This is a genomic window from Clostridioides sp. ZZV15-6598 (assembly GCF_020657705.1).
GTDB classification, from domain to species: domain Bacteria; phylum Bacillota; class Clostridia; order Peptostreptococcales; family Peptostreptococcaceae; genus Clostridioides; species Clostridioides difficile_F.
The window spans coordinates 84,272-97,869 of record NZ_JAGWCS010000002.1; the positions used below are offsets into that span (position 1 = coordinate 84,272).

Annotated in this window: 10 protein-coding genes, 1 tRNA gene and 1 other annotated feature; of the genes, 10 read left to right on the forward strand and 1 reads right to left on the reverse strand. The window is 28.1% G+C overall.

Annotated features, from left to right (window positions below):
- Window positions 1-765, reverse strand: coding sequence for a DeoR/GlpR family DNA-binding transcription regulator (locus KGF50_RS00760; RefSeq protein ID WP_227846378.1), 765 nt, complete (start codon window positions 763-765; stop codon window positions 1-3).
- A 259-nt stretch (window positions 766-1,024) separates the two neighbouring features.
- Between KGF50_RS00760 and KGF50_RS00765 the strand changes: the two genes are divergently transcribed.
- The 10 genes from KGF50_RS00765 to KGF50_RS00810 all read left to right on the forward strand — a co-directional run bounded on the left by KGF50_RS00765 (window position 1,025) and on the right by KGF50_RS00810 (window position 13,180).
- Window positions 1,025-1,115 (forward strand) — tRNA-Ser (locus KGF50_RS00765).
- A 95-nt stretch (window positions 1,116-1,210) separates the two neighbouring features.
- Window positions 1,211-1,999 carry a flagellar motor protein gene (locus KGF50_RS00770; RefSeq protein ID WP_227846379.1) on the forward strand — a complete coding sequence of 263 codons (789 nt, stop codon included), beginning with the start codon at window positions 1,211-1,213 and terminating at the stop codon, window positions 1,997-1,999.
- Window positions 2,000-2,019: 20 nt separating this feature from the next.
- Complete coding sequence (locus tag KGF50_RS00775; protein ID WP_227846380.1) at window positions 2,020-2,760, forward strand: flagellar motor protein MotB; 741 nt, start codon at window positions 2,020-2,022, stop codon at window positions 2,758-2,760.
- Between the two features lie 179 nt (window positions 2,761-2,939).
- Complete coding sequence (locus KGF50_RS00780; protein ID WP_227846381.1) at window positions 2,940-3,314, forward strand: hypothetical protein; 375 nt, start codon at window positions 2,940-2,942, stop codon at window positions 3,312-3,314.
- 92 nt (window positions 3,315-3,406) lie between these two features.
- The gene (locus KGF50_RS00785; protein ID WP_227846382.1) at window positions 3,407-4,867 is read left to right on the forward strand and encodes an extracellular solute-binding protein; all 1,461 of its coding nucleotides are present in this window, start codon (window positions 3,407-3,409) and stop codon (window positions 4,865-4,867) included.
- 50 nt (window positions 4,868-4,917) lie between these two features.
- Complete coding sequence (locus KGF50_RS00790; RefSeq protein WP_227846383.1) at window positions 4,918-7,947, forward strand: EAL domain-containing protein; 3,030 nt, start codon at window positions 4,918-4,920, stop codon at window positions 7,945-7,947.
- 78 nt (window positions 7,948-8,025) lie between these two features.
- On the forward strand, window positions 8,026-10,092 hold the full coding sequence (locus KGF50_RS00795; protein ID WP_227846384.1) for an ATP-dependent helicase: 2,067 nt from the start codon (window positions 8,026-8,028) through the stop codon (window positions 10,090-10,092).
- Window positions 10,093-10,434: 342 nt separating this feature from the next.
- Window positions 10,435-10,649, forward strand: a binding site (T-box leader).
- A gap of 228 nt (window positions 10,650-10,877) precedes the next feature.
- On the forward strand, window positions 10,878-11,693 hold the full coding sequence (locus KGF50_RS00800; protein ID WP_227846385.1) for a transporter substrate-binding domain-containing protein: 816 nt from the start codon (window positions 10,878-10,880) through the stop codon (window positions 11,691-11,693).
- Window positions 11,694-11,720: 27 nt separating this feature from the next.
- Window positions 11,721-12,398 (forward strand): amino acid ABC transporter permease, encoded by a 678-nt coding sequence (locus tag KGF50_RS00805; RefSeq protein ID WP_227829496.1) that lies wholly within the window; start codon window positions 11,721-11,723, stop codon window positions 12,396-12,398.
- A gap of 59 nt (window positions 12,399-12,457) precedes the next feature.
- Window positions 12,458-13,180, forward strand: coding sequence for an amino acid ABC transporter ATP-binding protein (locus tag KGF50_RS00810; RefSeq protein ID WP_227846386.1), 723 nt, complete (start codon window positions 12,458-12,460; stop codon window positions 13,178-13,180).
- The last annotated feature ends 418 nt before the right edge of the window (window positions 13,181-13,598 follow it).

The window sequence follows — 13,598 nt, forward strand, 5'->3', positions numbered from 1 at the left end:
CTAGTTATCAGCGATGACTAAAGGTATTCCTTTTTGAGAAAATTCTATAATTATATCGTGGTCTATACTAGCAGATGTAATAATAGTATCTATGTGTTCTATAGGAGCAACTGAAGCAAATGAATTTATTCCAAACTTAGGTGGTTCAACAACTACTATTGATTTTCTAGACCTTTCAATCATTTTTTTTCGAACAAGTGATTCTTCTAAATGATAGTCAGAAATACCATTTTCAAGTGTAATACCTCCAGCACCTAAAATTGCCTTATCGACATTAAATTGTTCAATAGCTGCTAATGTAAGTGGTCCAGAAAAAGAACCTTCAGTTTCTCTAAGATATCCACCAAGTACATATACTTTTATATTAGTATTCATAAGTTCATTTGCAACCAAAATTGAGTTAGTTATTACAGTTAAGTTTTTTTTGTCTTTTAAATTTTTTGCAACTTCAAGGACAGTAGTTCCAGTATCCATGAAAATAGTGTCATTTGTATTTATAAATTCACTACATTTAAGAGCAATTTGTTTTTTATCATTTGAATTTATCTTTTTTCTTTTAATATAGTTAAGTTCTACGCTACTTGCTATAACTGGTATAGCACCACCATAAACTCTTTTTAAAAGTCCAATACTTTCCATATGTGCTAAGTCTCTTCGAGCTGTTTCTATTGATATATCAAACATTTGGACTATGTCATTTATTTTAATTATATTATCTGATTCGAGAATACTTAAAATCTTCTCATATCTTTCCTGTGGTAACATGGAAAATCCTCCTTGGATTAATATTATTTTAGTTTTAAGCATAACTTATGATGAATTAAGGATTTATGTCTATATGTTAATGTGTGTAGATTTATTAAATAATATTATAAGCGCTATGCAAGATAATTTTACCATATTTCAAACTTACATTTAAGTAAAAAAGTGAAAATAGATATTTAATGACTTAAAATACCTTAAATTTCATAAATTAATTGACTAAAATATAATTTTATTATATAATTTAATTGCATAGAAATACGGAGAAGTACTCAAGTGGCTCAAGAGGATCCCCTGCTAAGGGATTAGGCTGGGTAACCGGTGCGAGGGTTCGAATCCCTCCTTCTCCGCCAATTATTAAAGGCTATTCTTGTTGAAGGTAGTCTTTTTTGTAATGTCTATTAATAAAAACAACCTAGCAGACATGATTAAAGAAAGGAGGTAATATATGACAACTTTAATTTTCTTTATAGTGGGAATAGCATCTTTAGTGGTTGCTTTCGTTATTGATGGGGGACACATTGGAGCATTATTTGTATTTTCATCAGCACTTGTTGTTTTTGGTGGAACTATAGGGGCTGTTGGTGCTTCGACACCATTTCCTGTGTTCAAAAAATCCATAAAGATAATGTCGTTAGCTTTTAAAAACAAAAAGCCTAACAATATAGAAAACATAGTTTATTTTAAAGAAATTGCAATCAAGGCCAGAAAAGAAGGTCTTCTTAGTATTGATAAAGAAATAAGCGAAAATAATGAATTAGACCCATTTATTAGAAAAGGTCTTGAACTTATGGTAGATGGAGTTGATGCAGCTACAATAAGAAACATATTAGAATCTCAGATACAGATAACATCAAAAAGACATAAAGAAGGAATAGCAATATTTGATTCAGCAGGAGGGTATGCGCCTACACTGGGAATCATAGGTACAGTTATGGGATTAGTACATATTTTAGGTAACCTTTCGAGTAATCCAGACGCACTTGGACCTCAGATATCTGTAGCGTTTTTAGCTACTTTATATGGTGTTGGTTCTGCCAATTTAATTTGGATACCAATAGCATCAAAGCTTAAAGCTATAAATCAACAAGAAACTAATGAAAGACTTTTAGTGATAGAAGCGATACTATCTATACTTGAGGGCGATAATTCTAATTTAATGACAGAAAAATTAAAGATATTTTTAAATTCAAAAGAATTAATTGAACTTGGAGAAGTTGATGGTAGAGTTGAATAATATAAAAGGATGGAATATTTATGTTACATGATGAAGACGAAAAAGAAGAAAATAATGAGCGATGGCTTTTAACTTATTCAGACCTCATAACATTACTTATGATTTTCTTTGTCATAATGTATTCTATGAGTAATGTCGATGCAGAGAAATACAAACAATTATCTCAATCTCTAAGTTCTGCATTTGGTGGTTCCTCTGGAGTTATTGAAGGTGGACAAAGTAAAATAGAACCAGTAGTTGACCCAAACAATAATAATTTAGATAGTTTACAAAATCCTGAGTTTAAAGAAGTTGCTGAAAATATTCAAAAGTATTTAAATGAAAGTGGACTGGCAAATTCAGTATCATTAAAAGCTCAAGATAGAGGACTAGTAATAAGCCTTAAAGATACTATCTTATTTGATACTGGAAAAGCTGTTATAATAAATGACTCTAGAGATAAGATTATTCAAATAGGTAAGATGTTAAATGAAATGAATAGTTATATAAGAGTAGAAGGTCATACAGATAACCTATCTATAAAAAATTCTGAATTTAAATCTAATTGGGATTTATCAGTCATGAGAGCAACCAATGTTGTCCAACTTCTTATTGATAGTGCAGGTATTGCACCAAATAAGTTGTCTGCTGTAGGATATGGTGAATTTAGACCAATAGCTGATAATGCATCTCCAGATGGCAAATCAAAAAATAGAAGAGTTGATATAGTCTTGGTTGATAGTAAGTTCGATGATGTAGAAAATGTTGGAGAAAATAAATAGTTAAATAAGCTATCTCAATACAGAATTATTTCTAATAAGGGATAGCTTTTTTATGCGAAAATTAAAAATAGATGATTAGTAAGTTACCTTTTTGTGAGAATATATGGTATCTTAAATATATAATATTTAAATTATGAAAGGACTCAATTTTAAAATTGATATCAAAGGTGAGTAAATAAATGGGCAATAAGAATAAAAATACAAAATATAAAGATAAAACAAGGGCAAGGTATAATAAAAAGGTCGAAACTTTAAATAAAGAGAAGTCAAAAGAATCTAATAAACAACATAAAAAAGAAGACAAGATTACTGCTATTATCAATAAATCTAGCATTGTACTATGTGTCCTTTTAGTAATATTTTCTTTGCTTTATCTGTTTAAGTTAGTTCAGCTTAATATAATAATGACACTTTTAGTAATTACAGTGGCTATTCAACAAGGTCTGGTATCATTTGGTGCATTTAGAGAGAAGAATTATGCTAAGGGTATATTTTCAATATTTGTAATCATTTGTTTTCTAGTTGCTTTTAAATATACTGTTAGTCCTGTTTAAATATATCAGTAAATATTTTATAATTAATATAAGTAATTAAGTTACGGTTTTAATGCTATAATAAATTTTATACATTTGAAGGAGTCGATTTTATGAATAGGAGTAGATTTGTAAAATTAATTATCACATCAATGATTGTTTTATTACTTACAGGGTGTGATTTGAAAAAGGAAGAGAGCTATAAACTAGACCCAGAAAATCCGACATCAATAGAAATTTGGCATTATTATAATGGACAGCAAAAAATAGCGTTTGATAAGCTAGTTAAGGAATTTAATGACACTGTAGGTGCTGAAAAAGGAATTATTGTTGAAGCATTTAGTCAAGGAAATGTATTTGATTTATCTGAGAAGGTGCTAGATTCTGCTAATAAAAAGGTTGGTTCTGAAGAGGTCCCAAATATTTTTGCAGCATACTCAGATACTGCATATGAAATGGATAAATTAGAACTACTAGTAGATATTGACAAGTACATAAGTAAAGATGAATTAAATGAGTATATAGAAGAATATGTGGATGAGGGTAGACTAAATTCTGATAACGAATTTAAGCTTTTTCCAATTGCAAAGTCTACTGAGATTTTGATGTTAAATAAGACAGATTGGGATAAGTTTGCAAAAGCAACAAATTCAAATATAAATGATATACAAACAATTGAAGGATTAGTAGAGACATCAAAGAAATACTGTGAATGGACAGATAGTTTAACAAAAGAGCCTAATGATGGTAAAGCATTTTTTGGAAGAGATGCTTTAGCAAATTATATTATTATAGGAAATAAGCAGTTAGGAGTAGAAATTTTTTCAGTTAAAGATGGAAAAGTCACACTAAATCTTGATGAAAAGGTTATGAAAAAATTGTGGGATAATTTTTATGTACCATATATAAATGGATATTTTGCATCTTATGGTAAATTCCGTTCTGATGATGCAAAAACAGGAGATATACTAGCTCTTGTTGGGTCTAGTTCAGGAGCATCATATTTTCCAGATGAAGTAATGTTAAATGATAATGATAGCTATAAAATTGAGACATCTATTTTTCAAGCTCCACGTTTTAAAGATAAAGAAAAATATGCTGTACAACAAGGAGCAGGAATGGCTGTAACAAAATCTACTAAAGAAGAAGAATATGCATCAGTAGAATTTTTAAAATGGTTTACAGATAAAGAGTCTAATATAAAATTCTCTATTGCTTCTGGATACTTACCAGTAAAGAAAAAAACAAATGATTTAGATGTTATAAAAGATGTCATGAATAAAGATGATTTAAATGTATCAAGTAAGGTGGAAAGTTCAATCGTTTCGTCTATTGAACAAATTAATAGTTGTAAACTGTACACTAATAAAGCATTTGATGGTGGAACAAAAGCCAGACAAATCCTTGAGTATTCGATGTTTGATAAGGCTAAAGAAGATTTAAATAAAATAAATGAATTAATAAAAAATGGAACTTCTAAAGAGAATGCAGTAGCACAATTTAATAATGATGAAAATTTTTCAGCATGGTTTTTGAATTTTAAGACTGAGCTTGAAAATGCTATAAAAGAGTAGGTGAATTGGCAACGTGTACCAAAATGCACAAAGGTATGGGTGGAATAAATATGGAAAATAATCTAAAAAAGAATAACTCAATAATGAAAAAGATGATATTTCCCCTAATTATTGTTATGCTAATTCAAACAAGTTTATTTTGTGCCACAATTTTATGGGGAGGAACTATTAAAAGACTAAATGACAATTCATTTGACATTTTAAATGAAAGAGTAATTAATCGTAAAAATTATATACAAAATGAGATGCTACAAAGATGGTCAAAGACAAGTGAAGCAGAACTTGCAATTAACTCATCTATAAAAAAGGTTTTAGATGAAAATAAGGCCTCAATCAAAGATGTGGGTATCAATGAAGAAATTAATAAAAAAATTATAAAAAATATATCCGAAAACTTAATATATCTTTTGAGAAAAAATTCTGTTACAGGTTCTTTCATAATTTTAAGCAATAAAGATGTTGAAGATAATTCAGTAAATAGTAAAGATGAAATAAGTAGGACTGGATTGTATATAAGAGACTTAGACCCTAAATTTAACCCAAATGATAATTCTGATTTATTAATTGAAAGAGGCTCCTCAGAGATAGCAAGGAGTTTTGGAATATCTATGGATAGTTATTGGGCTCCAAAGTTTTCATTTAAAAGTGAAAATGAGCAAAAAGGAGATAACTTTTTTTATAAACCATTTAGAGCTGGAATTGATAATCCAAATACATCAAGTTCTAATTTGGGATATTGGGGAAGCCAGTTTTTATTAACAAATGAAGGAGATAGAGTTATAACATATTCAGTTCCTCTTATTTATGAAGATGGAACTGTATATGGAGTACTTGGAATAGATTTAAGTATAAATTATCTAAGAGAGTTACTTCCATATGGGGAGATAAATGAAAATAAAAAAGGTAATTATATTTTAGGTGTAGATAGAAATGAGGATTTGGCATTTGAAAATGTTGTTTCAAATGGGTATACATTTAAAGATAACTTTTGGGATGGTTTACATTCCAATCTTGAGCAAAAAGAATCATATAAGAATGTATATAAAGTCAAAAATGAAGATGAGGGTAATATTAAAGAAAGTACTTATGCTAGTGTACAATATTTAGATTTATACAATTCTAATACTCCATTTGAAAATGAGCGTTGGGCTCTTTTGGGAATTATTGAAGAAAAAAGTTTATTATGTTTTTCAAAAAGAGTAGAAACATTGGTAATAATGTCTGTTACAGTTTCTTTAGTGATAGGGCTTATAGGTATTTATATTGCTTCAAGATTGTTTACAAAACCAATTGTTCTTTTGGTTAATAAAGTTAGAAATAGTAATCCATCAAAACCAGTAAATCTTGATAAAATAAACATATCTGAAATAGATGAATTATCCTCTGCTATAGAGCTACTTAGTGCAAATGTTGCAGATTCCTCATCAAAATTGTCACAGATTATTGAAATGGTGGATATGCCAATTGGAGCTTTTGAATTATATAAAAATGGAGATAATGTTTTCTGCACAAAAGGATTTTTTAATATACTTCCTACTGAAAAGGAATTTAAAGAATATGGGTATATATCAAAAAATGAATTTCTTAAAAAAATGAATACAATGGATACATATTTACAAAAAAACTATAAAACAGAAAATACATACATATATAAATTTGAATCTAAAGATAAAAAATCTAAGTGGGTAAGACTAAATATTGTTGAAGATGACTTAAAGATATTAGGTGTTGTTGTTGATGTTACAAAAGAGTTTATTGAGAAAATGAAAATTGAGTATGAAAGAGATTTTGATATTTTAACAAATCTTTTAAACAGAAGAGCGTTTTATTCACAAGTACGAGAAAAATTTGAAAATAAAGAAAAACTTAAAATAGCCGCATTTATAATGTGGGATTTAGATAATTTAAAATATATTAATGACACCTATGGTCATGATGCTGGTGATGAATATATTAGATGTGCAGCAGACATACTTAAAAAGTTTATATCATGGAATGGCATAGTTTCTAGACTTTCAGGGGATGAGTTTTATGTATTCATATACGGGTATGAAAGTAAAGATAGTATAAGAACTATTATTAACTCTGTTAAAGCACAGATGAACAACACTTTATTAAAGCTTCATGATGGAACCGAATTTAAAATAAGAGCATCAGCAGGAATTTCTTGGTATCCTAGTGATTCAACTGATTATGATGAATTAATGAAATATGCAGATTTTGCTATGTATCAAATTAAAAATACAATTAAAGGCGAAGTAAGTGAATTTGATATTAATATATATAATAAGGATTCATTCTTGTTGCATAATAGAGAAGAGTTAAATAAATTAATTGATGGTCAATTGGTTGAATATGCATTTCAGCCTATTGTAGATTGTAAAGGTGAAGTATTTGCATACGAAGCACTTATGAGACCAAAACTAGAAACTTTTAGTTCTCCAATGGATGTTATTAGATTAGCTCGTTCGCAGTCTAAATTATATCAAATTGAACGTATCACATGGTTTAAAGCACTTAAATCTTTTAAGAAATATAGGGAAAAATTTGGAGACTGTAAATTATTCCTAAACTCTATACCAAATAATAATTTATCAAAAATTGATTTTGAAGAAATAGAAGATTTATATAGTGATTATCTACATAGGGTGGTACTAGAAATAACGGAGAATGATAAGATTAGTGAAGATTTTATTGACAAAAAGAAAGTATATATAAATAATTGGAATATAGAAATTGCTTTAGATGATTTTGGAACAGGTTACAATGGTGATGCTGTACTATTGTATATAATGCCAAATTATGTGAAGATTGATATGTCTATTGTAAGAGGTATTGACAAAGATGAAGATAGAAGAAAAATATTAAAAAATCTTATTTCATATTCTAAAGAAAGAAATATTAAAATTATAGCAGAAGGTGTAGAAACCAAAAGTGAAATGGAAGCATTAGTAGCTATTGGAATAGATTATATTCAAGGATATTACGTTGGTAAACCAGAATTTATTCCTCAAGATATAAGTGATAAAATTAAACATGAACTCAAACTATGTTATGAAAACAGGAACAATATAGATTAATAGAAGAAAAATTAAATGTATTTTTAGGATACTTTTAGTTTATAATTAAAAAAGAAAATAAGATGATTATAAATTAAGGTGGTGGATGTAATAATCACAACAAATATAGATATAAGACAGTTAAATGAAAATCAACTAGAAGCAGTTGAACATATAGATGGGCCTTGCATGATACTTGCAGGGCCTGGTTCAGGTAAGACTAGGGTAATTACATATAGAATAGCCAATATGGTAGTAAATAAAAATATAGCACCAGCAAGAATACTGGCAATAAGTTTTACCAAAGCATCTTCAGTAGAAATGAAAAATAGAGCATTGAGTTTAAGTGATGATATAAGACTCAATAAAGTAACCTATGGTACTTTTCACTCTGTATTTTTTAAGATTTTGAGATATTTTGAAAGGTACAGTTTAGATAGCATATTTGATGAAAAGTCAAAGAGGATAACAATAAAGGCAATATTAAAAAGTCTAAATATAGAAAATGCAGATGATGATGAAAATATAGGACAAGTTATAAATGAAATATCTTATGTAAAAAATGAACTTATGGATAAGAATGACTTTAGTTCAGAAGTGTTGACAAAAGATGAGTTTTTAAAAGTATATAATTTATACGAAGAGCAAAAATCAAAAGTTAATAAGATTGATTTTGATGATATGCTTATAAAGACTTATTACTTGCTTTTGAATAACAAATCAGCCTTAGAAATGGTTAGAAATGTATATAAATATATATTGATAGATGAATTTCAAGATATAAATAAAGTGCAATTTGAGGTTTTAAAGTTAATTTGTAATCCATTAAACAACATATTTGCGGTTGGAGATGAAGACCAAAGTATATATGGTTTTAGAGGAGCTAGACCGGATTTTTTGCTTGAATTTGAAAAATATTTTAATAATACTAAAAAAATAGTGTTGGATGTAAATTATAGGTCTAGAAGTGAAATAGTAAATACTGCAAACAGGCTTATAGAAAAAAATAGAAATAGATATGAAAAAGTTATTAAATGTAGTCAAGGCAAGGGAGGCATTGTGAGTTATATTTCTCCATATGATTCAGAGGAAGAAGCCTTATATATTGCCAAGGAAATAATTGACGAAATAAAAAAGGATTATGTAGAGTATTCAGATTTTGCAGTAATTTATAGAACTAATATACAATCAAGAGCCTTAGTAGATGTATTTATGGATATGAGAATTCCATTTGTAGTAAAAGACTCAGTAATTACAATATATGACCATTGGGCAAGTCAGGATATACTAGCATATCTAAGAATAGGTATTAATCCAAAATCAAATAAAGATTGGTTAAGAATTATAAATAAGCCATTTAGATATATATCTAAAGATAGTGTAAATATGGTTAAAGATGAAACAGATTTTATAACAGCACTAATAAACAAATGTAACCTTCATCCAAAACAAGTCAAAACAATAACTGATTTGGAGATAGACTTGAGTTATTTGAATACTTTAAATCCTAAAAATGCAATATCTTATATTAGAACTAGTCTTGATTATGATAGATATGTTTTGGATTACTGTAGCAATAGAAAGATAAAGACTAATGGGCTTGTAGAAATATTAAATGAACTTGAGAGTTCTGCTACAAATTTTAATACAGTGACAGAGTTTTTAGATCATATTGAGAGAGTAAAGACTGAGTTAATGGAAAATAACAAGAATAAACAGACTGATGGTGTTATATTTACAACTATGCACAGTGCAAAAGGACTAGAATTTAGGAATGTCTATATTATAGGTGCAAATGAAGGAACAATACCTCATGAAAAATCATATGATACTTGTAAGGAAGAAAAAAAAGAGGAACAATTAGAAGAAGAAAGAAGACTTATGTATGTAGCTATTACAAGAGCTGAAGAAAAATTATGTATAAGCTCTACTTTAAATAAATATGGTAAGAAAGTTGATAAATCAATGTTTATCAATGATATAAAATCTCCAACTAAAAAAGAAATTGATAGTATTGATGTTGGTGATAAGGTATACCATAAAAAGTTTCACGAAGGCGAAATAATCAAGAAAGATGGAATCATGTTTACGATGAAGTTTAAAGATAGAGAGCGAACTTTAGATTTGAAAACTTGTTTATTGAAGAATATAATCCATATCATTTAACTTAGTATGTAAAATTTAGTAAGTATAAGATATATTATTGATAAGCATTTAAGTAATGAAAATAAATAGAAAAATATTATTTATAAGTATTTAAGTAATGAAAATAAACAAAAAAATATTATTTATAAGCATTTAAGAAATAGAAATAAATAAGAATATATTATCTGTAATTACCTAAAGAATAGAAATAAATAAGAAATGCATTATTTATAAATATATGGATAATATCAATAAGCATGTAATACAATATCTAAATTGTAGAAAATAAAATTATTAAAAAAATAAAAAACTTATTGACAAAAATATTAGAAGGAAGTACAATTGTATTAACAATTTAAGGAAACAAATCCAGTGATAGAGAAAGTAGCATATATGGATTTACAGCGAGTTAGGGGTTGGTGTAAGCCTAGCAATGAAATCTATGTGAAGAGAGCTCTGGAGGAAATTATCAGAAGTTTTAGTTAGTATGATAATTGGTTTGCCCGCCTTAAGGGATTGAGAGGATAAGTACTTACTTATCAAAAAGAGTGGTAACGCGGATATAATTCGTCTCTTAGCTGTAAAGCTAAGGGACTTTTTTGATTTTAAAATTAAAATATCCCTATAGCTATAAAAGCTAAAATTCACAAATTTTGAAGGTTGTATAAGTATTTATCAATAAGAGTGGTAACGCGGTAAAGTCGTCTCTTAGTCATTAAAGACTGAGGGACTTTTTTTGTAACTCGAAACATGAAAGTATTAAAAATTTGAGGGAAAATTATAATTAAAAGAGAGGGGTAGTTAAAATGAAAGTATTTAAAAAATTATTAAGTTTAGGATTAGTATTAGGATTAACATTATCACTAGTAGGATGTAGTGGTGGAGAAGAAAAAACAAAATTAGAGCAAATAAAAGAAAGTGGAAAATTGGTTGTAGGTACTAGTGCAGAATTCCCGCCATTTGAATTTCATAAAGTAGTAGATGGTAAAGATTCGATAAAAGGATTCGATGTAATGTTGGCTGAAGAATTTGCAAAGGAACTTGGTGTAAAGGTTGAAATTAAAGATATGTCATTTGATGGATTAATAGGTGCTTTAAATGCAGACCAAGTTGATATAGTTCTTGCAGGTATGTCTCCAACACCAGAAAGAGAAAAGAGTGTTGATTTCTCAGAATTATATTATTTAAGTAGAAATGCAGTTATAGTTAAAGATGCAGATATAGACAAAGTAAAAACTGAAGACGATTTGAAAAAACTTAGAGTAGGAGTACAGGCAGGAAGTATTCAAGAAGAATATGTAGTTAACACTCTAAAAATGACAACTACAAAATCTTTAAAAGCAGTACCTGACTTAATTACAGAATTAAAAAATGGAAATATAGATGCAGTTGTTGTTAATGAAGCAGTTTCTTTAATAAATGTTAAGAAATATGATGGAATAAAAATGGCAAATACTGAAGTTGGTAAAGATGTAACAGAAGGTATGGCGGCAGCAATCAAAAAAGCTGATAATAACAAAGACTTCGTAGAATTATTAAATAAAAAGATAAAAGAATTACAAGATGGTAAAAAAATAGAAGAATTTTTAAATGAAGCATCTACTGAAGCTGCTTCAAATTAGTAAGAAAGTTATGTGGGAGATGAAATTATGAGTTTAGATTTTAGTTTTTTAAGTAAATTTGGGACTTCTTTTTTGGAAGGAACAGGTGTGACAGTAGCAATTTCTCTTGTAGCATTATTCTTTGGGTTTATGATAGGTATAGTTATATGTATGGCAAGAATATCAAAGAATAAAGTATTAAGAGCAATATCATCAATATATATTGAAATTTTAAGAGGGACACCATTATTAGTACAGATATATATAGTATGGTTTGGATTACCTCAGTTGGGAATAAGATTCCCTATGTTATTTGGTATACCAAGTGAATTTATAGCTAGTGCATTTGCATTGTCAGTAAACTCTGGTGCATATGTAGCAGAGATACTTAGATCAGGTATACAATCAGTTGATAATGGGCAAATGGAAGCAAGTAGATCATTAGGATTGAATTATTGGGCAACTATGAGATATATAATAATACCTCAAGCTATAAAAAATATACTACCTTCATTAGCAAATGAATTTATTACACTTGTAAAAGAATCTTCAATAATATCTGTAATAGGAGTTGTTGAGATAATGCGTACTGCTGATATAGTAAAAAATGCAGCATTCAAAGCACTAGAACCATTAATAGTAGCAGCAGCAATTTACTTTGTTATAACATTTACTCTATCAAGATTAGTTGGATTATTAGAAAAGAAACTATCTGTGTCTAATTAGATGAGAGAATATTTGGCATTTAGAGAAAACATAGAATAGTATAAAAGGAAAGTGATAATATGATTACAATAAAAAATTTAAGTAAATCTTTTGGAGATTTAAATGTATTAAAAAATATAAACTTAGAAATCGCTAAAGGCGAAATAATGGTTATAGTAGGTCCAAGTGGTTCTGGTAAAAGTACACTTCTTAGATGTATGAATCTATTAGAAATACCTACAGGTGGAGATATAATATTTGAAGGAAAAAATTTAGTTGATAAAAAAACTAATATTGATGAAGTTAGACAGAATATAGGTATGGTGTTCCAGAACTTTAATTTATTCCCACATAAGACTATTTTAGATAATATAACATTGGCACCAATTAAATTAAAAAAAATGACTAAGGAAGAAGCAGAAAAGAAAGCAGAAGTTTTATTAAGTAGAGTTGGTCTTTTAGACAAAAAAGATTCATATCCATCACAATTATCTGGAGGGCAAAAGCAAAGAATAGCAATAGCTCGAGCTCTTGCTATGGAACCAGATATGATGTTATTTGATGAGCCAACATCTGCTCTTGACCCAGAAATGGTAAATGAAGTTTTGGATGTTATAAAAGAACTTGCTAAAGAAGGAATGACAATGGCAATTGTAACTCATGAAATGGGATTTGCCAAAGAAGTTGCAGACAGAGTTATTTTTATAGATGGAGGAAGTATTCTTGAGGATGATTCACCAGAAGAAGTCTTTGGAAATCCAAAACACGATAGAACAAAAGCATTCTTAGCAAAAGTGTTATAATATATAAAAAAAGGATGTATTGATATGAGAAATTCAATACATCCTTTTTTAGTGATAATTAATATGATTTTTAAAATTTAAATTATACTGACATTAACTTTATATTAGTTTGATATTATATTTTTGCAGAAAAAAAAAGAGCTCGGGGTAAGCTCTTTTTTTCCATCGAATTAGTTTCCGATATTAATTCGATTTTTAATAAATATAAAATATATCCTTATGAAAGGGTATTGGGAATAGATATATTAACTAACTAGGGTTACCAGGGGGATAACCTTAATTTATTATAACAAAATGCGACACAAAAATCAATATTTTTTTTGATATAAATTATAAAAGTTATTTTTATAACAAGTAAGCTTATAAAAATAGACTTTATAGCAAAAATAAGTATATGTATAATATAATATATTTATTT

Bases quoted from the DNA above. Each gene is read 5' to 3' on its own strand.
- KGF50_RS00760 (WP_227846378.1), bottom strand. From the start codon at position 765: ATGTTACCACAGGAAAGATATGAGAAGATTTTAAGTATTCTCGAATCA.
- KGF50_RS00770 (WP_227846379.1), top strand. From the start codon at position 1,211: ATGACAACTTTAATTTTCTTTATAGTGGGAATAGCATCTTTAGTGGTT.
- KGF50_RS00775 (WP_227846380.1), top strand. From the start codon at position 2,020: ATGTTACATGATGAAGACGAAAAAGAAGAAAATAATGAGCGATGGCTT.
- KGF50_RS00780 (WP_227846381.1), top strand. From the start codon at position 2,940: ATGGGCAATAAGAATAAAAATACAAAATATAAAGATAAAACAAGGGCA.
- KGF50_RS00785 (WP_227846382.1), top strand. From the start codon at position 3,407: ATGAATAGGAGTAGATTTGTAAAATTAATTATCACATCAATGATTGTT.
- KGF50_RS00790 (WP_227846383.1), top strand. From the start codon at position 4,918: ATGGAAAATAATCTAAAAAAGAATAACTCAATAATGAAAAAGATGATA.
- KGF50_RS00800 (WP_227846385.1), top strand. From the start codon at position 10,878: ATGAAAGTATTTAAAAAATTATTAAGTTTAGGATTAGTATTAGGATTA.
- KGF50_RS00805 (WP_227829496.1), top strand. From the start codon at position 11,721: ATGAGTTTAGATTTTAGTTTTTTAAGTAAATTTGGGACTTCTTTTTTG.
- KGF50_RS00810 (WP_227846386.1), top strand. From the start codon at position 12,458: ATGATTACAATAAAAAATTTAAGTAAATCTTTTGGAGATTTAAATGTA.